The following is a 22,891-nucleotide window of genomic DNA, read 5'->3' on the forward strand; positions in this document are numbered from 1 at the left end:
ATCCGCGCACCGGGTCGAGTCAACGAAATCGCATGTAATCACAATAGTTTAGAATGGTTCTAAACTTGGTGACTCTGCAAGTCGACAATACCATTTCCGGGCGCGGGCGCAATTGGCCTGCCTTCGGTGCCGACGGTGCCGGACACGCGGCAGCGCGTCGGAGGCTTCACTCCAGCCGGAACCCCTTGCCGCGCAAGAAGTCCCCGAACCCCGCCCTGAGCGGCTCGGAATATTGCCGGGCCTTGTCCTCCGACCAGCCGTAGCCGTCCGCCGTCCCGAAGCGCCTCGTGCCGCGCTGCCTGGAATAGGGGCGCAGCGCCTCCCGGCGCGCGTCGTGCGCCGCGATCCGCTCCTCGAGGTTCTCCTCGGAGAAGCGGTTCTCGTGCACCGTCACGTCGAGCGGCAGGCGCGGCGTGACCGCGCCGGCCTCGGCCGGTCGGCCGAAGCAGAAGCCGGCATAGGGGACGACCTTGTCGGGCAGGCCGAGCAATCCGCTCACCGCCTCCGCGTGGTTCCGGATCTCGCTCACCGGGCACCCGCCGAGCCCGGCCATGGCGAGCGCCGCCTGGAACCAGGCGAGCGCGATCGCGGCGTCCCCGATGCCGTTGAAGAGAAGGTCGACATGGTCGTTCGGGAACGGCTTCCCCCGCCATTCCGCGATCTGCGGCAGGCGCCGGCCGTTGATGCAGAAGACGGCCATGCCCGGCGCCGTCCGCAGCCAGGGCAGGCCCGGCACGAGGTCGGCGATGCGCGCCCGCAGCGTCGGGTCCGACACGATGACGATGTCGCGCTGCTGCAGGTCGCTCTTCGACGGCGCGGAGAGCGCGCAGGCGCAGAGGAGCCGCACGAGCGCCGGGTCGAGCGGCTCGTCCGTGAAGGCGCGGATGACGCGGTGCGCCGCAAGCCCGGCCAGCCGGTCCGCCGCCTCCGGCGGAACCTCGGCTGGAAACGCCTCGCCGAAGCGCTCCGCCAGCGCGGCGCGCAATCCTTCCAGCCCCTGCATCGCGACCTCCCGTTCGCGCCAGCATAGGCGACGGGACCGATCGCGTCATCGCCCGAGGCGACGGCCGCACGGCACCGGCCGGACGGGCTCCCGGCGGTCCGACGACGCCGCAGACGCGGACGCGGCGCGGAATCGGATCAATGCGCGCGTTGCCGCACCGGTTCCATCCGAATTGCCGCGGAGTGCCTCTCTCATGCTATAGCCGGCGCGGGGAACGATCGTTGCGAGGGTGTCGAAGTGGAGTTCATGGACGCTGCCGTCTTCCTGCTCGCGCTCTTCTATGCCGGGGCGGTCTTCATCACCGGGCGCGCCTGGGCGAGCGTGCTCCGCGGGCAGGCGACCTATGCCGAGCTCCGCGACCTGACCGGGATCACCGACCGCGCCGCCCTGTACCGCCTGTTCGGCGCCACGGTCGGCGGCACCTACCGGGTGACGCCGGCGGGCGTGCTCTCCAACCGGCGCCGCGCCGGCAGGATGCTCGGCGATGTCGGCGTCCATGCCATGTTCCTGCTCGCGCTCGCGCTCGCCGCCTTCCTCGCCGGCCCGGCGACGCTCGCCGGCGTGCTCGCCGCGGCAGGCCTCCATGCCGGCCTCGTCGCGCTGGTCGCCGTCCGCCTCGCCCTCGCCGACCCGGCCGCGGTCGCCGGCTGACCCTCGCCGCGCGGGAGCGTCCGCGCGGCCGCCCCGCGATCTTTCGGTATTCCTTACGGGCGGTGGCGGAGATTTCCTCAAATTGCCCGGCCCCGATTTACCCGATTGGGAACGCAAGGGAAACGGCAGGCGCTCATTCAGCGAACGGGGCCTCTACTCCGCCTCCTCCTCGTAGCCGGCGAGGTGGAGCGGCCGCGCCGCGATGCCGTTCAGCGCGCACCAGCGCACCAGCGCCTCTTCCCGCCCGTGCGTGACCCAGACCTCCGCCGGCGCGATCTCGGCGATGGTTTCCGTGAGCTCGTCCCAGTCGCAATGGTCGGAGATGACGAGCGGCAGCTCCACGCCGCGCTGCCGGGCGCGCTGGCGCACGCTCATCCAGCCGGAGGCGAAGGCGGCTACGGGATCGGCGAAGCGCCGCGCCCAGCGGTCGGCGAAGGCGGACGGCGGCCCGATCACGATTGCGCCGGCGAAGTCCTTGCGCCCGCCCTTTTCGATCGTCGCCGGCTCGAGCGGCCTGAGGCGTATGCCTTCCTCCTCGTAGAGGTCGCAGAGCCGCTGCAGTGCGCCGTGGATGTAGATCGGGCGGTCGTAGCCCGCCTCGCGCAGGAGCGCGATGACGCGCTGCGCCTTGCCGAGCGCATAGGCGCCGACGAGGTGCGTGCGGTCGGGAAACTGCGCGACGGACGCGAGCAGCCGGGCGATCTCGTCGCCGGCGTCCGGATGGCGGAAGACGGGCAGCGCGAAGGTCGCCTCGGTGATGAAGACGTCGCAGGCGACCGGCTCGAAGCCGCGGCAGGTCGGGTCGCGCCGGCGCTTGTAGTCGCCGGAGGCGACGATGCGCAGCCCGTCCTTCTCGACCGCGATCTGCGCCGAGCCGAGCACGTGGCCGGCCGGATGGAACGTGACGCTCGCGCCGCCCAGGTCCAGCACCTCGCCCAGCACCGCCTCCTGCGTCGTGCCGGCGAAACCCTCGCCGTAGCGCGCCGCCATGATGGCGAGCGTCTCCGCCGTGGCGAGCACCGCGCCGTGCCCGGCGCGCGCATGGTCGGAATGGCCGTGGGTGACGAGCGCGCGCGGCACCGGCCTGACCGGGTCGATATGGAAATCCCCGGGCGGGCAGTAGATGCCCTTCTCGGTGCGGCAGACGAGATCGGTGTAGCGCATGGCCATCATCTAGGGCACCGCCCCGGCCCCTGCACGACCCCTGGCCACGCCCCTCTCTCCGTCGTCATGCCCGGTCCTCGCCCCCCTCTCTGTCGTCATGCCCGGGCTCGACCCGGGCATCCAGTACAGCCCCCGCCCCATGGCACGCGCCTCTCTCCTTCCCACTGTCGTCATGCCCGGGCTTGACCCGGGCATCCAGCACAGCCCCCGCCGCACGGCACGCCCCCCATGGATCGCCGGACCAAGTCCGGCGATGACGACAGTGGGAAAGGCCACGCCGAAAGCCGCTCCGCCGCCCCACCCCACTCTCCGTCGTCATGAAGCCCCAACCCCACTCTCTGTCGTCATGCCCGGGCCTTTCCCCCTCCCTGTCGTCATGCCCGGGCTTGACCCGGGCATCCAGCACAGCCCCGCCGCACGGCACGCGCCCTGTGGATCGCCGGATCAAGGCCGGCGATGACGACAGCGGGGGAAACCACGCCGAAAGCCGCTCCTCCGCCCGCCACCCTCTCTGTCGTCATGCCCGGGCTCGACCCGGGGATCCAGCGCAGCCCCGCCGCACGGCACGCGCCCTGTAGATCACCGGATCAAGTCCGGCGATGACGACAGTGGGGAAGCCACGCCGAGAGCCGCTCCGCCGCCTGGTCCGCACTCTCTGTCGTCATGCCCGGGCTCGACCCGATCCGTCTGCAGGTCGAACGCCGTCAGCTTCGCCTGCTTCTGTTCGTTATCGCTGAGCCTGCCAAGTGAGGCGGTGAAGCTTTCGGCGAGGATGGTCGGCATCAGCCCGACCTATTCGGTCGCAGTGGATGCGACGTAACGGTTATGACACTCTGACCAGAAGCGCCTGTGCAGATTCAAGCGTTCTTGAGTGTACCACGGCCCCTCGGTGTGATCTGACCGCAGCAGGTCGAACTCACTTTGCTCCAATGTCTCTCGAAACACACCAATGAACTCATCTGTCAACAGAAAGGGTGCGATGACCTGCTCCTCAGATGGAAGGATAGCATCTCGGGGGTACCCTTCGTAACTGAAGCACTTTCTCAAGACTCTGCCAGCCCGAAACCAGTACGGCCTTGATCGCCGATCAACCCGGTGGCCACCAGTGCGCGTCCAAACGAGGACGGTTGAAGCCACCATGGTATCCTCATCTTTTTTGTTATCAACTTCTAGAGAATTATCCACAAGAGAAAGCACATTACGATCTGCAGATCCCATTTGCTTCTTTATTGACTCCTTCTCATATTCCCATGGTAAAATTCTTATCCAGTACAGGAGTGGTACCTGTTCCATGTGAGGATCAAAATCTGCAAAGTCGCGCAAAGTTGGTTTCGCCCTTTGCCGTTTACGCCAAGCCTCCTCGGCGAGCCTGATGTCCTGATCTGAAATCTCGTGGGCTTCACTCCACAAAACCTCGAACCAGTCCGCGATGGGCCGGATCTCGTCAGTCAACCACCCGGCCTCACGCCAGCCTTTCAACTCGTGCCCTTCGAAGCCCAGTCCATTAGCCGAGGCATTGGCGGAAGTGACCACGGCGTGATCGGAGCCGAGATACACTTTCGCGTGGAGGTCATCCATCTGGCGCACGTTCTCTCGATTCATCGCCTTGATGGCTGCCGGGTTCGTGCCTCCGCTTCGCAGATTGCAGATGATCTTGACGTTGCCTTTTCCTCCATCCGGCAATCGCTCTGTTGAGCCACGCCCCCAGAACGCTACCGCGTAGCGACTCCCGGGCGACTTCAGGATCGCTTCGATCTCAGCAGTCAATGCTTCGCCTACGAGAAAACGGTTCATCTGGGTGTCCTTCCGTCTAGACTCAATATAGCTTTAGCACATCGTCGCCAAGTGGTTGATCACCTTCACCGCAATCCGCCCTGTCCCCGGTCGCGCAAATGGCCGTGATACATCCGAATAGAGCGTCTCCCACGTCTCCTCTTCGATCTCGGCGTTGAGAGCGGTCTTGAGGCTCCTGTAGGGATGGCTGCCGCCGTTCTTTGCGCCGTCGAGGAAGTACGCGTGGCGGACGAAGAAGCTCTCCTCGTTGTAGTCCGTGTCGACGAACTAGCAGGCGATGCCGTCGACGCCGTCGCAGCGGATTTCGCCGATTGCGCGGTCGAGAACGTGGCCACCGTAAACCTTCACCTGGATCTGGCCGTCCTCGGGCTCGATCAGGTCGATGTCCGGCTAGCCGAAGACGCGAAGAGGTTGCCCTTTCATCCAGTGCAGCCCCGCCCCACGGCCCGCGCCGCTCCTGGATCGCCGGATCAAGTCTGGCGATGACGACAGTGGGGGAGGCCATGCCGACGACAGCGGGTAGGCCGACGCCCGCCGCCCTCTCCGTCGTCATGCCCGGGCTCGACCCGGGCATCCAGCACAGCCCCCCGCCTGGCACCCGCCCCGTGGATCGCCGGATGAAGTCCGGCGATGACGACAGTGCGGGAGGCCACGCCGAAAGCCGCTCCTCCGCCCGCCACCCTCTCCGTCGTCATGCCCGGGCTCGACCCGGGCATCCAGCACAGCCCCTCGCCTGGCACCCGCCCCGTGGATCGCCGGATCAAGTCCGGCGATGACGACAGTGGGGGAGGCCACGCCGAGGACAGAGGGCAGGCCATGCCGACGACAGCGGGGAGGCCGACGCCCGATTCAGCGAGCGTCGACGCGGCCATTCCGCAATATGGCCGCGACGCGGGGGAATCCCTTCTCGGCGACTTCCGGTATGCCACCGGGCCGCGGCGCTACCGGAGACGACGAACCCGCAACGACGATCCGCCCCACCATCCCGGCATGCTCATGGGGAACACAGAAGTAGTCGTAGACGCCGGGCACGGTGAGCGTCACGGAGAATGACGACTCCGGCAGCAGGTAGTCGGAATTCCAGGGACTCGCCCCGGCCGGAATGCGCAACGGATGGTCCCCGTTGTCCGGATGGTAGGCGGTCGCCGTATGGGAGTTGCCGGGATCCCTGTTGGTCCAACGGACCGACTGCCCGGGCTGAACGAGCAGCCCGATCGGCTCGAACCAGACCCGCGAGCCGTCCTCGTTCCCGCTCATGATGATCTCGATAGCCTCGGCCGCCCTGGCGGGGTCCGCCCCGAAGTGCAGACCGGCGAGGAGACCCCCGCCGATCCGCAGAACGCTGCGGCGCGTCAGGGTCACTGCGCGACCCGCGCTTCGTCGGCCGCCGGCACGTGCCACAGCACCACATGCGCGTGTGGCTTCTCGACGCCGGGATGGCCGGCGTTGAAATAGACGTCGACGTGATCGACGTTGCCGTTGCCAAGGCTCAGGTCCTCGAAGCGCTTTTCCGGCGTCAGGTCCTCGACCGGGATCATGTAGATCGTGCTGACCAGCCTGCCGTCGCGGTCGTACGCCAGAAACGGCCCCGCGGGCAGCGAACTCGGATCGACATAGAGCTGGCCCAGACCGGGCAGGAAATCCGGCAGCGTGACCAGCTCGCTGACCTTCTTGAAATTCTCCGCCGGTGGCGCTTGCTCCTGGGCCAGGGTCGGGCCCGCCAGGTGGATCAAGCCAGATGCGAGAATGACGTTCAACAGTGCTTTCATGATCGTCTCCTGACGCCCTTGTTAGATGTCACCGTTCCCGTTCGGGCCGGACGGGAGCATGTCGGTCAATCCGAGCCGGGCGAGCACGGCCTCGGTCATCCGGGCACAGCGGCTACCGCCGAAGGGGAATGTGCCGGTGAGCGAGACGCCCAACTCTTCGTCGAGGGAGCGGCGGAGCAGGAGCCGTGCGCGATGAAGGCGGGTCTTGACCGTGGCCTGCGGAATGGCGAGCTGCTCGGCCGTCTCCTCGACGCTCATCTCCTGTACGCACCGCATGACGAAGACGACGCGGAAGTCGATCGGCAGAGCATCCACCGCGCGTTCCAGGATGCGGGTGATCTGAGCTGTTGCCGCGGCCTTCTCCGGGTCCTGGCCTTGCGCCATCCCTGGAAACCTGACGACCCGCCCCGACCGCGACTCCTGCTCGAAGGTTCTCGTAATCTCGGCGGTCCTTCGGCCCTGGCGCAGACGCATCAGCGACTCGTTCAGGACTATGCGGGTCAGCCATGTGGACAGGGTGGACTCGCCGCGGAACTCCCCGAGCTTCGTGTACGCCTTCAGATAGCTCTCCTGAACGGCGTCCTCGGCGTCGGCATCGTCCTTCAGAACGCTGCGCGCGACGCGAAAGAGGCGCGTATTGTTGCGCTGCATGATGTCCCGGAAGGCGGATGCATCTCCGTCTCTCGCTCGCTCGGCCAATCCCAGTTCTGAGGTTGGCTCGTGCCGGTCCTCACGCGTCGAAACCGCATCTGACATCACGTCACCTCGTGCATTCGGCGCATTGGATGCTTGGTTGCCGAAAGAGGTTCCCGTTGATCACCGAAGGCGCAGCAGTTGAGCCGCGGGGACGCACAAGCAGTGATTCACCACCCTATGCCGGATCGCCCCCGTATCGAGGTCCGGGCGCCGCCGCGGCGACACGCCGATCGCTCTGCCCCCTCGACTCCCGCCCGCCGCCCGTTCTAATTCCGTTCCATGACGGCGCCCGTCCTTTCCGCCGCGGACACCGCGCCGCTCTTGCCGGACCGCTTCGGCGCCTGGTTCGCCGCGCGCGGCTGGGCGCCGCGGCCGCACCAGCTGGCGCTCCTGGAAAGGGCGCAAGCCGGCCTCTCCTCGCTCCTCGTCGCGCCGACCGGGGCGGGCAAGACACTCGCCGGCTTCCTGCCGAGCCTGGTCGAGCTCGCGGACCGCGGCCGCGCCCCCGGCGAGCCCGTGTTCGGCCCGCACACGCTCTACGTCTCGCCGCTCAAGGCGCTCGCCGTCGACATCGCCCGCAACCTTGAAGCGCCCGTCGCCGAGATGGGGCTGCCCGTCCGGCTGGAGACCCGCACCGGCGACACGCCGGCCCACAAGCGCCAGCGGCAGAAGCTCGACCCGCCCGACATCCTCCTCACCACCCCGGAGCAGGTCGCGCTCCTCGTCGCCTCGAAGGATGCGCGGCGCTTCTTCTCGAGGCTCTCGGTGGTGATCTTCGACGAGCTCCATTCGCTCGTCGTCTCCAAGCGCGGCGACCTCCTCGCCCTCGACCTCGCGCGCCTGCGCGCGCTCGCGCCCGGCCTGCGCACCATCGGGCTCTCGGCGACGGTCGCCGAGCCGGACGACCTGCGCGCCTGGCTCGTCGCGCAATCGGGAGCGGAGGACGGGCGCCGGCTCTCCGAGCTCGTCGTGGTCGAGGGCGGCGCGCGGCCCGACCTCGCCATCCTCGGCTCGCAGGAGCGTATCCCGTGGCAGGGCCACACCGCGCGCTACGCCCTGGCGGAGGTCTACGCGGCGATCCGGGCGCACCGCACCACGCTCCTCTTCGTGAACACGCGCTGGCAGGCGGAGATGCTCTTCCAGGAACTCTGGACCATCAACGAGGACGCGCTGCCGATCGCGCTCCACCACGGCTCGCTCGACCGCGGCCAGCGCCGGCGCGTCGAGGCGGCGATGGCGGCCGGCGCGCTGCGCGCCGTCGTCGCCACCTCGACGCTCGATCTCGGCATCGACTGGGGCGACGTCGATCTCGTCATCCATGTCGGCGCGCCGAAGGGCGCGAGCCGGCTCGCGCAGCGCATCGGGCGCGCCAACCACCGCATGGACGAGCCCTCGAAGGGCATCCTCGTGCCGGCCAACCGCTTCGAGGTGCTGGAATGCCAGGCCGCGCTCGACGCCAACTATATCGGCGCGCAGGACACCCCGCCGCTCAGGGCCGGCGCGCTCGACGTGCTCTGCCAGCACATCCTCGGCATGGCGGTCGCCGAGCCGTTCGACGCGGTCGCGCTCTACGACGAGATCGTCGCCGCCGAGCCCTACCGCGCGCTTTCCTGGGAGACGTTCGAGCGCGCCGTCGATTTCGTCGCGACCGGCGGCTATGCGCTGCGGGCCTACGAGCGCTTCGCCCGCATCCGCAAGCGCAGGGACGGTCGCTGGGCCGTCACCCATCCGCGCGTCGCGCAGCAGTACCGGCTGAACGTCGGGACCATCGTGGAATCCCCGATGCTGAACGTCAGGCTGGCGCGCAAGGGCGGGCTCTCGGCGCGCGGCGGGCGCATGCTCGGCCAGGTCGAGGAATATTTCCTGGAGACGCTGGTGAAGGGCGACACCTTCCGCTTCGCCGGCCGCACGCTCCGCTTCGAGGGCATCCGCGACAACGAGGCCTTCGCCAGCAACGCCGCCAGCGAGGATCCGCAGATCCCGTCCTATGCCGGCGGCAAGTTCCCGCTCACCACCTATCTCGCGGCGAGCGTGCGCCGGCTCCTCACCGAGCCCGATTCGTGGCGCCGCCTGCCGCCGCAGGTGCGCGAATGGCTGGAGCTCCAGCGCGAGAAGTCGCGGCTGCCCGGCGCCGACGAGCTGATGGTGGAGACATTCCCGCTGCGCAGCCGCCACTACATGGTCGCCTTCCCGTTCGAGGGCCGGCTCGCGCACCAGACGCTCGGCATGCTGCTCACCCGCCGGCTGGAGCGCGCCGGCGCGCGCCCGCTCGGCTTCGTCGCGACCGATTACGCGCTCGCGGTCTGGGCGCTGCGCGATCTCGGCGCGCTCTTCGAGAGCGGCCGGCCGTCGCTCGCCGCCCTCTTCGACGAGGACATGCTCGGCGACGACCTGGAGGCCTGGCTCGCCGAATCCTACCTGCTGAAGCGCACCTTCCGGACCTGCGCGGTCATTTCCGGCCTGATCGAGCGGCGCCATCCGGGGCAGGAGAAGACCGGCCGGCAGGTGACGGTCTCCACCGACCTCGTCTACGACGTGCTGCGTAGCCACGAGCCCGACCACATCCTCCTGCAGGCGACCCGGGCCGACGCCGCGACGGGGCTCCTCGACATCGCGCGCCTCGCCGAAATGCTCTCGCGCATCAAGGGTCGAATCGGGCATCAGAGGCTCTCCCGCATTTCGCCGCTCTCGGTGCCCATCATGCTGGAGATCGGGCGCGAGCCCGTGTTCGGCGAGGCGCAGGAGGACATGATGGCGGACGCGGCGGAGGAGCTCGTCCGCGAGGCGATGGGCGACGGGTCGAAGCGTGACGGGCGGGATCAGGTGGCGGGAGGCGGCATTGGCTGAGCGGCCCGCACTGGCGGTGGAGATCGCGGGCTGCGAGGCCGTGCTCGACGGCGCCGGCGCGCTCTGGCTGGCCGCCTCGCGCACGCTCGTCGTCTCCGACCTCCATCTGGAGAAGGCCTCGTCCTTCGCGCGCCGCGGCATGCTCTTGCCGCCCTACGACACCGGGGCGACGCTCGCCGCGCTCGCCGCGCTTGTCGGCGCGCGCGACCCCCGGCGCGTGATCTGCCTCGGCGACAGCTTCCACGATCGCGGCGGGCCGGACCGCCTCGACCGCGCCTGCCGTACGGCGATCTCCGAGCTCCAGCGCGGGCGCGACTGGATCTGGGTCGCCGGCAACCACGACCCGGACCTCCCCGCCGCGATCGGCGGCGAAATCGCGGCGGCGTTCGCGCAGGACGGCCTCACCTTCCGGCACGAGCCGAGCGCCGGCGCCGCGCCGGGCGAAGTCGCCGGCCATCTCCACCCGGCCGCGAAGATCGCCCGCCACGGCCGCTCGGTGCGGCGCCGCGCCTTCGTCGGTGACGGCGAGCGGCTGGTCCTGCCCGCCTTCGGCGTGCTCGCCGGCGGGCTGAACGTCCTAGACCGCGCCTTCGCAGGGCTCTTCGGCGGCGCCTTCCTCGCCTTCATGATCGGCGAGCGGCGGCTCTATCCGGTAGCCCCGCACGCGCTTGCGGGCGACTGAGCCTACGGCCGCCGGAAGATCACGCCGGCGAGCCAGCCGGTGAAGAGCGCGAGCGCGACCGTGACCAGGCCGTAGATCAGCGGCTGGTCCTCGGAAAACTGGGCGATCTGGTCGTTGAGGCCGCTCTTCTCCACGACCAGCGTCTGCGTCTGGCCGGCGAGGAAGGCCTCCTCGCGGAACAAATAGACGGCGATCCGGTATTCGCCGGTCGGCACGTTCGCCGGCAGGAAGAACGTCGTGCGGAAGACCTGCGGCGACAGGAACTCCACCGCGTCGGGCCGCTCCCTGTAGAGCCCGCGCGCCTCCTTCAGCCGCAGCACAGCGTCGGCGAAGTCCGTCGAGGCGCGGTTGGCCGCGACCTCCTGGACGAACGGCAGGTTCCGGATGCCCAGCCGGAACTGCTCGAGCCGCTCCATGCTCGCTTCCCGGCTCAGGTTCTCGCTGAAATGGACGACGTAGTAGGACGGCACGTCGTCGAACTCGCGCGAATCCCGGTTGGCCCAGATGCCGAACAGCCGGCTCTTGCGGCGCGCCACCAGGTCCTGCGGCGGGCCGGCGACGACGACCGCGACCTCGTAGTCGGTCGCGGCGGGCGGCGCCCCCTCGACCGCGCCGAAGACGACGATCCGCGATCCCGCGAAGCTCGAATTGATCTCGACCGCCTCGTCGGAAAGCGTCGAGACGAGCCCCTCGGCCCGCGCCGTCTGCGCGGTGACCAGCAGCGCGAAGAGCATGAGCGCCCGCCCGATCACGGCAGCGCCCCCAGGACCTCGAAGGAATAGATGTCGGCGGGCGTCAGGAAGAGGCCGAGCAGGAAGCGGGTCGCCACCGCCAGCACGATGATGGCGAGGAGCGCGCGCAGGTGCTCGCCGCGGAGCGTCTGGCCGACCTGCGCGCCGAACTGCGCGCCGATCACGCCGCCGATCATGAGCAGGAGCGCGAGCACGATGTCGACGCTGCCGTTGGCGATCGCGTGGAGCACGGTCGCGAGCGCCATGGTGCAGACGATGTAGGCGAGCGAGGTCCCGATCACGACGCTGGTCGGCACCCGCAGCAGGTAGATGAGCGCGGGCACGAGCAGGAAGCCGCCGCCGATGCCGAGCACGGTGCCGAGGAAGCCGATGCCGAAGCCGAGCGCGACGACCGGCAGGATGCTGACGTAGATCTTCGAGCGGCGGAACCGGACCTTCAGCGGCAGGCCGTGGACCCAGTTGTGCTGGCCCGGCCGGCGCCCGGCCGGCGGCCGACCGGCCCGGCTGCGGAGGATCGCGCCGACCGATTCGCGCAGCATCAGGCCGCCGACGATGCCGAGGAAGGTGACGTAGGCGAGCCCGAGGATGAGGTCGAGCTGGCCGAGCGTGCGCAGCGCGCGGAAGACGTAGACGCCGGCCGCCGAGCCGATCATGCCGCCCGACAGCAGGATCAGCGACATCTTCTCGTCGATCAGCCGCCGTCGCCAGTAGGAGATCGCGGCCGATGCCGAGGACGCGACGATCTGCGGCGCAACCGTCGCCACCGCCACCGCCGGCGCGACGCCGGTGAAGATCAGCAGCGGCGTCAGGAGGAAGCCGCCGCCGACCCCGAACAGGCCGGACACGAACCCGACGGCGCCACCCACTCCGAGGAAGAGCAGGATGTTCACGGTGAGTTCGGCGATGGGCAGGTAGAGCTGCACCCGAAGCGCCAGTCCGGTGGTTTGAGGTTCTCGGCGACGTGTCGGACTAAGGGCTTAACAGGTTCGTCCTGTCAAACGCTTAAGGGGCCGGGTTATGCGCTGCCCCGTGGATCGCCGGATCAAGTCCGGCGATGACGACAGCGGGGGAGGCGACGCCGAAGGCGCTCCGCCCCACCCCGCCATTCTCTCTGTCGTCATGCCCGGGCTTGACCCGGGCATCCAGTACAGCCCCCGCCGCACGGCACGCGCCCCTTGGATCGCCGGATCAAGTCCGGCGATGACGACAGTGGGGAGGCCACGCCGAGACCCGCTCCGCCGCCCCGACGCGGACGACAGTGGGGAGGCCATGCCGAAACCCGCTCCGCCGCCCGATCCCCTCTCTCTGTCGTCATGCCCGGGCTCGACCCGGGCATCCAGCACAGCCCCGCCCCGCGGCACCCGCCCCATGGATCGCCGGATCAAGTCCGGCGATGACGACAGTGGGGAAGGTCACCCGAAACCCGCTCCGCTGCCCGCGCCCCCCTCTCTGTCGTCATGCCCGGGCTTGACCCGGGCATCCAGCGCAGCCCCCACCGCACGCGCCCCGTGGATCGCCGGATCAAGTCCGGCGAGGACGACAGTGGGGAGGCCACCCGGAGAGCCGCTCCGCCCCTGCCTCTATCCTTCTCTCTGTCGTCATGCCCGGGCTCGACCCGGGCATCCAGCACAGCACCCGCCGCACGCGCCCGGTGGATCGCCGGACCAAGTCCGGCGATGACGACAATGGGAGAGGCGACGCAGAGAGCCGTTGGCCCAGGAAGGCGCGCCCGGCCGCGATGGGCCGGGCGGGTCGCTTCAGACGGAGCCCTCGGCGAGCGCGGCGATCGTGCCGGTGTCGATCTCGCCGGTCACCGGCAGCCCGGCCCGCTCCTGGAAGAGCGCGATCGCGCGGCGCGTGCGCGGGCCGTCGCGGCCGTCCGGATTGCCGACGTCGAAGCCGCGCTCCGACAGGAGCGCCTGGACGCGGGCGATGAGGTCGCCGGTCGTGCTGATGCGCGCGTCCTGCTTCGGCGGGCCCCAGCCGCCTTCCGGCTCGGCGACCACGTTGGCGCGGCGGTCGGCCTCGAGCGGCACGAAGCCGTCCGCGGCGGCGTCCGCCTTGGCGAGGTCGGCCGCGCTCAGCGCCTTGGCGATCACGTCGCGCCGCCTCTCCGCCTCCGCGTCACCCGCCCGGCCCGCGACCGCGAACCATTTGTAGGCCTCGATCATGTCCTGCGGCACGCCGAGGCCGCGGGCGTAGAGGATCGCGATGTTGAACTGGCTGTCGCGGACGCCGTAATCGGCGGCGCGGCGGAACAGCCGGGCCGCCTCCTCGAGATTCGGCTGGCCGGCCGCGCCCTCCGCATGGAGCACGGCGAGATTGTGCATCGCCTTGACGTTGCCGGATTCCGACGCGCGCCGGTACCAGTCCTGCGCCCGGGCGAGATCCTTCGGCACGCCGAGCCCCTTCTCGTAGATGGAGCCGAGCCGGTACTGCGCGGGCGCGAGCCCGGCTTCCGCGGCAAGCCGGTACCACTCCGCGGCCTTGGCGAGATCCTGCTCGACCCCGAGCCCCTCGGCGAAGCGCGCGGCGACCTCGAACTGGGCGGCCGGGTTGCCCTGCGAGGCGGCGGTCCTCAGCCGGTCCGGCCCGATCGTGTCGGGCGGCAGCGGAATGGCGGCCGGCCGGGCGGGGGCGGGGGCCGCGGCGGCCGGCGTCTGCGTCTGCGTCTGCGTCGCGTCGGGCGCGGCCGGCAGGGCCGCGGTCTCGTCGGCGCGCGGCTCCACGGCCGGCCCGGCGGTGGCGGCCGGCTGCGCCGGCTCCTCCGGCGCGGCTCCGGCCGCCGTCTGCCCGGTCTCGGCGCCGGCCGTGCTGCCCTCGAGGTCTGCGACCGGGCCGGTCGGCTCGGCCATCTCGGTCACGGGCGCGGAGGCGACCTCGGGGCCGTCGGCCGCGCGCTGGCGGACGAACTGCAGCGCCGCGAGCGCCACCGCCACGGCGAGTGCCGCCGCCAGCACCATGCGGCGGCGTGCCTTCACCGCCGCCATCGTGCGCGACAGCGGCGATTGCGACGGAGTCGCGCCGGCCCTGAAGTCGGCCGCTGCGGCTTCCGCCGATGCGGCCTGCGCCGCCCGGCGTGCCGCTGCGAGGAAGTCGCTGTCGGCGCCCTTCGCGGCCGGCGCGCCGGCGCTCCGCGCGACCTTCTCGAAGGCGGCCCCGCTCGGGCGCAGATTCGGCGCCTGCGCCGCCGGCGGCGCGGGCCGCGGCCCGGCCCGGCCGGCTCCGCTCATCATGGCCGTGTCGGAACTCGGCGCACCGCTCAGCGCCGAATCGAGCGGCGAATCCGTGCCCGGCTCGAGCGGCGCGTCCTGCGGCTCCTCCACTTCTTCCGTGTCGGGCGAGAACGATTCGGTGCGTCCGGCGGTGGCGCGCCGGAGCAGCTGGCTGGAGGTGAGGCGGCCGAGGATGCCGGCGCCGGCGCGGGCCGGCTCCGCGCCCGCGCGCTCCGCCTGGGCCGGCGGCTCGACGGCGGGCGCCTCGCGCTCGGCTGCGGCCGGGGCCTGGTTGAGGGTGATTTCCGGCGGCGCCGACCGATCGGGCGCTGCCCCGGTGCGGCTGAGGTGCCGCGCGCGGATGGCGTGGCCGGCGTCGCGCTCCATCGGCGGCGGGGCGGCCGTGCTGGGGGCGGCCGGATTGGGGGCGGGCGGGCGTGCGTCGCGCTCGAGGAACGCCAGCCGCTTCATCACCGCTTCGAGCGTCTCCTGGACCGCCTCGAGCGATTCGCGGTCGGCCGGGTCGACCACGTCGCCCGAGGCCTTGAGCGCGCCGATGTCGGCGCTGAGATTGCGGGCGAGGGCCTTCACCGTCTCGGCGTCGCGATCCGGCGGAAGCGCGTGGAGGTTGCCGGACAGGCCTTCGCCCCGCACGCCGTCGAGCCGGTCCTGGATCGTGCGCAGCCGCGCCTCGATCGCCTCGATGTCCGGGCCGTCCCGCTCCGCGCCGGCGATCATGGCGAGGATCCGGCCGACCTGCGCCTCGAGGTCGCGCGCGGTGACGGGCTTCTCGCGGCCGATCGCGTCGACGCGCTGCGAGAGGTCGGTCAGGAGCGCGGTGACCTCGCCGGAGCCCCCGGTCCCGAGCGACCGGAGCTCGCGGCGCAGCGACGCGATGTCGCCGCGCAGGTCCGCGATGTCCTCGCCCTGCGGCAGGCCGCCGCTGCGGTCCATGGCCTGGCCGATCGCCTCGAGCCGCGCCTCGATCTGCTCGAGGCGGCTGGCGCCCTCCTCCGCCGCGACGCGCTCCTCCAGCCGCGCCATGATGCGCTCGAACCGGTCGAGGTCGATCGCGGGCGCGCCGGCGAGGCGGTCGAGCCGTCCGGTGATGCCGTCGAGCTCCGATTTCAGGACGTCCGGCGCCTGCCCGGCCGGCGAGAAGGCCGCGAGCCGGGCGTCGAGCGCCGCCATCCGTTCGGCGAGGATGCCGAAATCGGGCGCAAGGCGCGCGTCGATCCGCTTCGCGATCGCCTCCAGCCCCTCCAGCACCGGTTCGAGCTGGCGGCCGATGCGCTCGTCGGCGCGCGAATTGGCGAGCTTCGCCTGGATCTGCTCGAGCCTGCGGTCGATCTGCTCGGTCTGCGGCGCGGCGAGAAGGCGGCCCTGCTCCGAAATGAGCGCGTGGAGTTCCTCGAGCCTGCGCTCCACGCCGTCCAGGCCCGGCGCGGCGCCGGTCTCGGCGAAGCGGGCGGCGGTCTGGTCGAGCGCCTCGAAGCGGCGGTCGAGCTCGCCGGAGAGGCGCTCCGCGGTGCGGGCCTCGATCTGCTCGATGGCGTCGGCGAGCGTCGCGAACTGCTTCTCGACGCGGGCGAGCGTCGTGCGGCCGGTCTCGGCGAAGCCGCGCTCCATGCCGCCCTGCAGTGCCGACAGGCGGTCCTCGAGCCCCTGCACGTCGATCGCCGGGACCCGCCCCGGCACGGCGTCGATGCCGCGCGCGATGGCGTCGAGGCTCGCCTGCAGCTCGGCCGCGCCGCCGGCCCGCATGCGCCGCAATTCGGCGAGCTGGTCGGCGAGCTGCTCGATCTGCGATTCGAGCCGGCCGAACGGCTTGCGGTCGACGCGCTCGGCCATGTTGTCGAGCCGGTCGGCGAGGTCGAGCAGCCCCTCCTCCAGCCGCGCCATCTGGTCGTGCGAGGGCAGCGCCTTCACTTCCTGGCGCAGGCTGTCGAGCCGCTCGGCGAGCGCCGCGTCGGGTTCGTCCGGCCCCGTCTGCGGCTGCATCCGGTCGAGGCGGTCCATCAGCGCCGCATAGCCGCGCTCCACGCTGTCCCGGGACGGCACGCTCGCGGCGATCGCGTCGAGCCGCGTGCCGACCTCTTCGAGCACCTGCTTCAGCTCGCCGGCGTGGCCCGCCGGCGCGTCCGGCTCGGCCCGCAGCGCGTCCTTGAGCGCCCCGATCTGGGTCCTCAGGTCCGAAAGCCCCTCGGAGACGGCCTGGCCCTCGCGCGCCACGTTGTCGAGCTTGCGCCCGATCTCGTCGATCGCGTCGTCGCTGCGCTCGGGGGCGGCGGCGGAGAGCATGTCCTGGATGCGGTCGATGCGGGCGGCGAGGAGTTCGACGGAGCGAATCATGTCGCGCTCGGGCTCGGGCGCGGCCGGGCGCGGCTCGCTCCGCTGCGGCCGGCGCTCCAGCCGGTCGGCGAGCGCATCGAGCCGGGCCTCCAGCCGCTGCAGCGTGGAGGACATCTCCGGCCGCGCCGGGTCTGCGGGACGGCTGCGCACGGGCTCGGGGCGAGGCTCGGCGGCGTTGCGGCCGATGTCCTCGATGTCGCGCGCCAGGCGCTCCACGGCGCGTTCCAGGTCGGCCGCGGAGAAGCCGCGCAGCCCGGCCTCCAGCCGCTCGGAGACGCGGTCGCGCGCGCTCGGCTCGGCGTTCCTCGACGCCGGGTCGAACCGGCCCTCGGAGGCGCTGCGCCGCAGCTGGTCGGCTTCCCGCCCCCATTCGGTCGGCGGCTCGGTCTGCGGCCGGCCCGTCCGGAGGTTCCAGGTCTCGCGGGAGTTCATCTATTCTCCTCGGTCGGCAGAGTGCCGCAGGTCTGCGCGAAGCCCGAAAAGCCGATACAACCCGACTCCGCCCTGCACCGAATTGATGTCCGCCATGGTAAACACCGGGTTAATCCGGCCGCGGAAATACCTACAATCTTAGCAATATCGCCTTCAGGCAGCGGCGAACCGGCGCGGTTCGGTTGACACTTACGTCAGCGGAACCTAGCTTCTCGCCGACGGACAAGCGGCGCCGGACTCCGTCGGCGCCGACGGGAATCATCATGGCCTTCACGATCGGCGATCTTTCGCGCGAATTCGGCGTGTCGCTCAGGACCCTGCGGTTCTACGAGGACCGCGATCTGCTGCACCCGAAGCGGCAGGGGACGAACCGCATCTACAGCCGGCGCGACCGCGCCCGCCTCAAGCTGATCCTGATGGGCAAGAAGGTCGGCTTCTCGCTCACCGAGATCAAGGAGATGCTGGACCTCTACGACCTCAAGGACGGCCAGGCGACGCAGCTCAAGGTCGCGCTCGACAAGTTCACCCGGCAGATCGAGCTCCTGAAGGAGCAGAAGCGCGACATCGAGAAGGCGATCGAGGAGCTCAGCCGCACACTGACCGTCGTCAGCGGCATGCTGCGCGACCGCGAGGGCGAAGCCGCGAGCCAGGCCGCCGAGTGACGTGCCCCTGCCGGCGCCACTTGCCGGCGCCCCGCCGAGGGGCTAGAAGGATGCCGTTTACGTCAACGTAAGCAGGTCCCTTGATGCCGATCTACAATGCCCCCGTGGAAGACGTCCTTTTCCTCCTCAGGGACGTCTTCGGCTACGAGCGATTCGCCAACCTGCCCGGCTTCGCCGACGCGCCGCTCGACACGGTCGAGGCGATCCTCGCCGAGGGCGCGCGCTTCTCGCAGGAGGTGCTGCAGCCGCTCAACCGCAGCGGCGACCGCGAGGGCTGCACGCGCCACGCCGACGGCCGCGTGACCACGCCCGCCGGCTTCCGGGAAGCCTACGCCGACTACGCCGCCGCCGGCTGGGTCGGGCTCTCCGCCGACCCGGCCTATGGCGGACAGGGCCTGCCCTACACGCTCGCCGCCATCATGAACGAGTTCACGACCGCGGCGAACATGGCCTGGAGCATGTATCCGGGCCTGATCCAGGGCGCGATCGCCGCGCTCGCGCAGCACGGCACCGAGGCGCAGCGCCGGACCTACCTGCCCGCGCTCGTCTCCGGCCGATGGGCCGGCACGATGAACCTCACCGAGCCGCATTGCGGCACCGATCTCGGCCTCATCAAGACGCGCGCCGTGCCGGAGCCGGACGGCGGCTACCGCATCACCGGCCAGAAGATCTTCATCTCCGCCGGCGAGCACGACCTCACCGACAACATTGTCCATCTCGTGCTGGCGCGCATCGACGGCGCGCCGGAGGGGACGTCCGGCATCTCCCTCTTCGTCGTGCCGAAGCGGCTCGTCGACGAGAACGGCGCCCCCGGCGAGGCGAACGGCGTCTCCTGCGGCTCCATCGAGGAGAAGATGGGCATCCACGGCAATTCCACCTGCGTCATGAACTATGACGGCGCGAAGGGCTGGCTGGTCGGCGCGGAGAACAAGGGGCTCCGCGCGATGTTCACGATGATGAACGAGGCCCGGCTCGGCGTCGCCGTCCAGGGCCTCGCGCTCTCCGAGGTGGCCTACCAGAACGCCGCCGCCTATGCCCGCGAGCGGCTGCAGGGCCGGGCGCTTACCGGCGCGCGCCAGCCCGAGGCGAAGGCCGACCCGATCATCGTCCATCCCGACGTGCGCCGCATCCTGATGACGATCCGCGCCTTCAACGAGGCGGCGCGCGCGCTCGTGGTCTGGACCGCGCTCGAGGCCGACGTCGCCCATCGCAGCGGCGACGCGGCCGAGAAGGCGCGCGCCGACGACCGGCTCGGCCTGATGACGCCGGTCCTGAAGGGCGTGCTCACCGATAAGGGCTTCGAGAACGCCGTGCTCGCCCAGCAGGTCTATGGCGGGCACGGCTACATCGCGGAATGGGGCATGGAGCAGTTCGTCCGCGACGCCCGCATCGCGATGATCTACGAGGGCACCAACGGCATCCAGGCGCTCGACCTCGTCGGCCGCAAGCTGCCGAAGGACGGCGGCAAGGCGATCATGGCCCTCTTCGCCGAAATCGGCGGGTTCGTGACGGAGAATGCGGACGACGCCGCGCTCGCGCCCTATGTGAAGCCGCTGAAACAGGGGCTCGACCATCTCCAGCAGGCGACCATGTGGTTCATGCAGAACGCCATGGCCAAGCCGGACAATGCCGGCGCCGGCGCGACCGACTACATGCACCTCTTCGGCCTCGTCGCGCTCGGCTACATGTGGGCGCGGATGGCCAAGGTCGCGTACGCGGCGGCAGGCGGCGACGGCGCGGACGCGCTCGCCGAGCGCAAGCTCCTGCTCGGCCGCTTCTTCATGGAGCGCATCATGCCCGAGACCGGCGCCCATCTCGCCCGCATCTCGTCAGGCTTCGACACCATGATGCAGATGCCCGCGGAGGCGTTCTGATGGACCGCGCCCTCATGGACCCCGCGCTCACCGGCGGCTGCCAGTGCGGCGCCGTCCGCTACACGCTCCTCGCGCAGCACCGCACCGCCGACGTCTGCCATTGCCGCATGTGCCAGCGATCCTCCGGCGCGCCGTTCGTGGCCTTCGCGCAGTTCCGCGCCGAGGACGTGCGCTGGGACCGCGGCGCCCCGAAGCTCTTCCGCAGCTCGAACTTGGTCGACCGCGGCTTCTGTGCGGCGTGCGGGACGACGCTCACCTACCAGTTCCTGCCGCACGGCACGGTCAGCATCACGCTCGCGAGCCTCGACGACCCGAACGCGATCACGCCGCAGGCGCAGATGGGGATGGAGAGCCGGCTCGCCTGGCTCGACGCGGCTCTGGCGCTGCCGGGCCAGACGACGGAAGCGAGCTTCGGAGACGATCTCGCGCAGATGGTCAGCAACCAGTTCGACCCGGGGAGATCCTGATGGCCGAGGCCTTCATCTACGACGCCGTGCGGACGCCGCGCGGCCGCGGCAAGCCGGACGGGGCGCTCCACGAGGTGCCGACGGTGCGGCTCGCGGCGGCGCCGCTCGCCGCCATCCGGGAGCGCAACGGCCTCGACCCGGACCTCGTCGACGACGTCGTTCTCGGCTGCGTCGATCCCGTCGGCGAGGCCGGCGGCAACGTCGCCCGCGCCGCGGTCTTCGTCGCCGGATACGGCCAGCAGGTGCCGGGCATGCAGATCAACCGCTTCTGCGCCTCCGGCCTCGACGCCGTGAACACCGGCGCGGCGCAGGTCGCGACGGGCCAGCACGATCTGGTGCTCGCTGGCGGGGTGGAATCGATGTCGCGCGTCGGCATCGGCGCGTCGGGCGGCGCCTGGCCGGTCGATCCCGAAGTCGCGGTGCCCGCCTATTTCATGCCGCAGGGCATCTCGGCCGATCTCATCGCCACGAAATACGGCTTCACGCGCGACGATTGCGACGCCTATGCCGTGCAGAGCCAGAAGCGCACCGCCGCGGCTTGGGGCGAGGGCCGCTTCGCGCGCTCCGTCGTGCCGGTGCGCGACGTCAACGGCATCACGCTCCTCGACCGCGACGAGCATCCGCGACCCTCGACCGACATGCAGTCGCTCGCCGCGCTCAACCCGGCCTTCGAGATGATCGGGGCGATGGGCGGCTTCGACGCGGTCGCGATCCAGGCCCACCCGGACGTCGAGCGCGTCGTGCACGTCCACCATGCCGGCAATTCCTCCGGCATCGTCGACGGCGCCGCCGCCGTGCTTGTCGGCAATGCCGAAGGCGGCCGCGCTGCCGGGCTGAAGCCGCGGGCCCGCATCCGCGCCTTCGCCAATGTCGGCTCCGACCCGGCCCTGATGCTGACCGGCCCGATCGACGTCACGCGCAAGGTGCTCCGCCGCTCCGGCATGGCGCTTTCCGACATCGACCTCTTCGAGATCAACGAGGCCTTCGCCGCCGTCGTGCTCCGCGCCGTGCAGGCGCTCGACCTCGATCCCGACCGGGTCAACGTCAATGGCGGCGCCATCGCGATGGGCCATCCACTCGGGGCGACCGGCGCGATGATCCTCGGGACGGTCCTCGACGAACTGGAGCGCCGCGACCTCTCCACCGCCCTCGTCACGCTCTGCATCGGGGCGGGCATGGGGACGGCCACGATCATCGAAAGGGTGTGACCATGCCGAAGATCGACCTGGATGCCGTGCCGGAACAGAACAGTTGCGGCTATCCGGCGCCCTATCACGAGATCGCCGCGGGCCGCTTCCGCAAGCGCCTCGGCGCCGCCGGCGGCCTGACCCAGTTCGGCGTCAATCTGTGCCGGCTCGAGCCGGGCTCCGGCTCCTCGCAGCGCCACTGGCACGAGAAGGAGGACGAGCTGATCGTGGTCGTCTCCGGCGAGGTCGTGCTGGTTGAGGACGGCGGCGAGACCGTGCTGCGGGCAGGCGACGTGGCCGCCTTCAAGGCGGGCGTGCCGAACGGCCACCAGCTCCTCAACCGCTCGGATCGCGACGCGCTGATCCTGGAAGTCGGCAGCCGGATCGCGGGCGAGGTCGCGCATTATTCCGACCTCGACATGGTGAACCGCGAGGGCGCCTATCTCCACCGCGACGGCACGCCCTATCCCCGGCGCGATCAGCCGCGGTGAGGGCTCACGCGCGCGGCCGCGCCCGGCTCCGCCGTGGTCGCGAGGATCGGCACGTCCGGCAGCGCCTGGAACGCGGGCTTCGCGAAATGATAGCCCTGGAACAGCTCGATGCCGGCGGCGCGCAGCACCGTGAGCTCGGCCTCGCTCTCCACGCCCTCCGCCAGCAGCGTCACGTCCAGGTTGCGTGCCGTCCAGACCAGCGCCGAGAGGATGACCTGCCGCGCATGCGAGCTCTCGATGCCGCGGATGAGCTCCATGTCGATCTTCAGGAGGTCCGGCTGGAACTTGGCCAGCAGGTTCAGCCCGGCATAGCCGGCGCCGAAATCGTCGATCGCCGTTATGAATCCGTGCCGGCGGTACGCCTCGATGATGCGCTCGACATGGCCGACGTCGCGGATCTCCTCCTGCTCGGTGAACTCGAACAGGATGTTCTCGCGCGGGATGCCGGTGCGCTCGGCCGCGGCGAGCGAGGTCCGCAGGCAGGCGGCCGGCTCGTAGACGGCGTTCGGCATGAAGTTGATGGAGAGCCTCAGATCCGCGCCGCGCGGGAAGAGCGCGGCCGCCGTCTCGATCGACTTCACCCGGCAGGCCTGGTCGAAGCGGTAGCGGTTCTCGGCGTCGACGTTTGCGAGCACCTGGTGCGCGGGCTCGCCGGCGGGGCCCCTGACGAGCGCCTCGTAGCCCCAGACGCGGCCGCGCGGGAGTTCCACGATCGGCTGGAAGGCCATCGCGAATTCGAACCCGAGCGCCTCGCCGTTCTTGCAGCCCTCGCAACCCATTCTGGCCGTCATGCCGGTCTCCGTGCCGCAGCGGGCCGCGACTATGCCGGCCGCGCCTTCATGAATCCTGAACG

At 70.7% G+C, this 22,891-nt stretch carries 20 protein-coding genes; 9 read left to right on the forward strand and 11 right to left on the reverse strand.

The genetic code is table 11. The features are described from left to right. Nucleotides 1-166: 166 nt before the first annotated feature. A complete protein-coding gene (locus ACUN0C_RS00945; protein ID WP_445464441.1) occupies nucleotides 167-1,003 on the reverse strand; it encodes a nitroreductase family protein in 837 nt (278 codons plus the stop codon). A 246-nt stretch (nucleotides 1,004-1,249) separates the two neighbouring features. Between ACUN0C_RS00945 and ACUN0C_RS00950 the strand changes: the two genes are divergently transcribed. Continuing rightward, nucleotides 1,250-1,654: a hypothetical protein gene (locus tag ACUN0C_RS00950; protein ID WP_445464442.1), complete on the forward strand. Its 405-nt coding sequence runs from the start codon at nucleotides 1,250-1,252 to the stop codon at nucleotides 1,652-1,654. A 153-nt stretch (nucleotides 1,655-1,807) separates the two neighbouring features. On the opposite strand, the gene ACUN0C_RS00955 is transcribed toward ACUN0C_RS00950, so the two are convergent. The 3 genes from ACUN0C_RS00955 to ACUN0C_RS00965 all read right to left on the reverse strand — a co-directional run bounded on the left by ACUN0C_RS00955 (nucleotide 1,808) and on the right by ACUN0C_RS00965 (nucleotide 4,612). After that, nucleotides 1,808-2,818 (reverse strand): ligase-associated DNA damage response exonuclease, encoded by a 1,011-nt coding sequence (locus ACUN0C_RS00955; RefSeq protein WP_445464443.1) that lies wholly within the window; start codon nucleotides 2,816-2,818, stop codon nucleotides 1,808-1,810. Nucleotides 2,819-3,397: 579 nt separating this feature from the next. Next, nucleotides 3,398-3,601, reverse strand: coding sequence for a hypothetical protein (locus ACUN0C_RS00960; protein ID WP_445464444.1), 204 nt, complete (start codon nucleotides 3,599-3,601; stop codon nucleotides 3,398-3,400). A 9-nt stretch (nucleotides 3,602-3,610) separates the two neighbouring features. Continuing rightward, nucleotides 3,611-4,612 (reverse strand): phospholipase D family protein, encoded by a 1,002-nt coding sequence (locus ACUN0C_RS00965; RefSeq protein ID WP_445464445.1) that lies wholly within the window; start codon nucleotides 4,610-4,612, stop codon nucleotides 3,611-3,613. Between the two features lie 222 nt (nucleotides 4,613-4,834). On the opposite strand from ACUN0C_RS00965, the gene ACUN0C_RS00970 reads away from it, so the two are divergent. Continuing rightward, nucleotides 4,835-5,098, forward strand: a complete 264-nt coding sequence (locus ACUN0C_RS00970; RefSeq protein ID WP_445464446.1) for a hypothetical protein — start codon at nucleotides 4,835-4,837, stop codon at nucleotides 5,096-5,098. A 363-nt stretch (nucleotides 5,099-5,461) separates the two neighbouring features. Here the strand turns inward: ACUN0C_RS00970 and ACUN0C_RS00975 are convergent, their stop codons facing one another. The 3 genes from ACUN0C_RS00975 to ACUN0C_RS00985 are packed head-to-tail and all read right to left on the reverse strand — an operon-like array spanning nucleotide 5,462 to nucleotide 7,137. Then, the gene (locus ACUN0C_RS00975) at nucleotides 5,462-5,974 is read right to left on the reverse strand and encodes a plastocyanin/azurin family copper-binding protein (protein WP_445464447.1); all 513 of its coding nucleotides are present in this window, start codon (nucleotides 5,972-5,974) and stop codon (nucleotides 5,462-5,464) included. Beyond that, nucleotides 5,971-6,381 carry a DUF5602 domain-containing protein gene (locus ACUN0C_RS00980; RefSeq protein WP_445464448.1) on the reverse strand — a complete coding sequence of 137 codons (411 nt, stop codon included), beginning with the start codon at nucleotides 6,379-6,381 and terminating at the stop codon, nucleotides 5,971-5,973. The genes ACUN0C_RS00975 and ACUN0C_RS00980 overlap by 4 nt, the downstream gene beginning before the upstream one ends. 21 nt (nucleotides 6,382-6,402) lie before the next feature. Then, the gene (locus tag ACUN0C_RS00985) at nucleotides 6,403-7,137 is read right to left on the reverse strand and encodes an RNA polymerase sigma factor (RefSeq protein WP_445464449.1); all 735 of its coding nucleotides are present in this window, start codon (nucleotides 7,135-7,137) and stop codon (nucleotides 6,403-6,405) included. 219 nt (nucleotides 7,138-7,356) lie between these two features. On the opposite strand from ACUN0C_RS00985, the gene ACUN0C_RS00990 reads away from it, so the two are divergent. Both ACUN0C_RS00990 and pdeM read left to right on the forward strand, forming a co-directional pair. Further along, complete coding sequence (locus ACUN0C_RS00990) at nucleotides 7,357-9,924, forward strand: ligase-associated DNA damage response DEXH box helicase (RefSeq protein ID WP_445464450.1); 2,568 nt, start codon at nucleotides 7,357-7,359, stop codon at nucleotides 9,922-9,924. Continuing rightward, a complete protein-coding gene (gene pdeM, locus ACUN0C_RS00995; RefSeq protein ID WP_445464451.1) occupies nucleotides 9,917-10,606 on the forward strand; it encodes a ligase-associated DNA damage response endonuclease PdeM in 690 nt (229 codons plus the stop codon). Before ACUN0C_RS00990 ends, pdeM begins: the two co-directional genes overlap by 8 nt. Nucleotides 10,607-10,608: 2 nt before the next feature. Here pdeM and ACUN0C_RS01000 read toward each other — a convergent pair whose 3' ends face one another. From ACUN0C_RS01000 to ACUN0C_RS01010, 3 genes are all read right to left on the reverse strand, one after another. Continuing rightward, the gene (locus tag ACUN0C_RS01000; protein ID WP_445464452.1) at nucleotides 10,609-11,358 is read right to left on the reverse strand and encodes a TIGR02186 family protein; all 750 of its coding nucleotides are present in this window, start codon (nucleotides 11,356-11,358) and stop codon (nucleotides 10,609-10,611) included. Beyond that, nucleotides 11,355-12,281 (reverse strand): sulfite exporter TauE/SafE family protein, encoded by a 927-nt coding sequence (locus tag ACUN0C_RS01005; RefSeq protein WP_445464453.1) that lies wholly within the window; start codon nucleotides 12,279-12,281, stop codon nucleotides 11,355-11,357. The genes ACUN0C_RS01000 and ACUN0C_RS01005 overlap by 4 nt, the downstream gene beginning before the upstream one ends. 834 nt (nucleotides 12,282-13,115) lie before the next feature. Further along, the gene (locus ACUN0C_RS01010) at nucleotides 13,116-17,357 is read right to left on the reverse strand and encodes a peptidoglycan-binding protein (protein WP_445464454.1); all 4,242 of its coding nucleotides are present in this window, start codon (nucleotides 17,355-17,357) and stop codon (nucleotides 13,116-13,118) included. 263 nt (nucleotides 17,358-17,620) lie between these two features. Here ACUN0C_RS01010 and ACUN0C_RS01015 point away from each other — a divergent pair, with 263 nt between their 5' ends. The 5 genes from ACUN0C_RS01015 to ACUN0C_RS01035 all read left to right on the forward strand — a co-directional run bounded on the left by ACUN0C_RS01015 (nucleotide 17,621) and on the right by ACUN0C_RS01035 (nucleotide 22,038). Beyond that, nucleotides 17,621-18,019, forward strand: coding sequence for a MerR family transcriptional regulator (locus ACUN0C_RS01015; RefSeq protein WP_445464455.1), 399 nt, complete (start codon nucleotides 17,621-17,623; stop codon nucleotides 18,017-18,019). Nucleotides 18,020-18,102: 83 nt separating this feature from the next. Next, nucleotides 18,103-19,893 carry an acyl-CoA dehydrogenase C-terminal domain-containing protein gene (locus ACUN0C_RS01020; protein ID WP_445464456.1) on the forward strand — a complete coding sequence of 597 codons (1,791 nt, stop codon included), beginning with the start codon at nucleotides 18,103-18,105 and terminating at the stop codon, nucleotides 19,891-19,893. Continuing rightward, on the forward strand, nucleotides 19,893-20,360 hold the full coding sequence (locus ACUN0C_RS01025) for a GFA family protein (RefSeq protein WP_445464457.1): 468 nt from the start codon (nucleotides 19,893-19,895) through the stop codon (nucleotides 20,358-20,360). Before ACUN0C_RS01020 ends, ACUN0C_RS01025 begins: the two co-directional genes overlap by 1 nt. After that, on the forward strand, nucleotides 20,360-21,568 hold the full coding sequence (locus ACUN0C_RS01030; RefSeq protein ID WP_445464458.1) for an acetyl-CoA C-acetyltransferase: 1,209 nt from the start codon (nucleotides 20,360-20,362) through the stop codon (nucleotides 21,566-21,568). Before ACUN0C_RS01025 ends, ACUN0C_RS01030 begins: the two co-directional genes overlap by 1 nt. A gap of 2 nt (nucleotides 21,569-21,570) precedes the next feature. Further along, nucleotides 21,571-22,038 carry a cupin domain-containing protein gene (locus tag ACUN0C_RS01035; protein ID WP_445464459.1) on the forward strand — a complete coding sequence of 156 codons (468 nt, stop codon included), beginning with the start codon at nucleotides 21,571-21,573 and terminating at the stop codon, nucleotides 22,036-22,038. Here the strand turns inward: ACUN0C_RS01035 and ACUN0C_RS01040 are convergent. Continuing rightward, entirely contained in the window at nucleotides 22,026-22,829 is an 804-nt protein-coding gene (locus tag ACUN0C_RS01040; RefSeq protein ID WP_445464460.1) for an EAL domain-containing protein, read from the reverse strand. The genes ACUN0C_RS01035 and ACUN0C_RS01040 overlap by 13 nt on opposite strands. Between the last annotated feature and the right edge of the window lie 62 nt (nucleotides 22,830-22,891).

This window comes from Faunimonas sp. B44 (assembly GCF_052655945.1).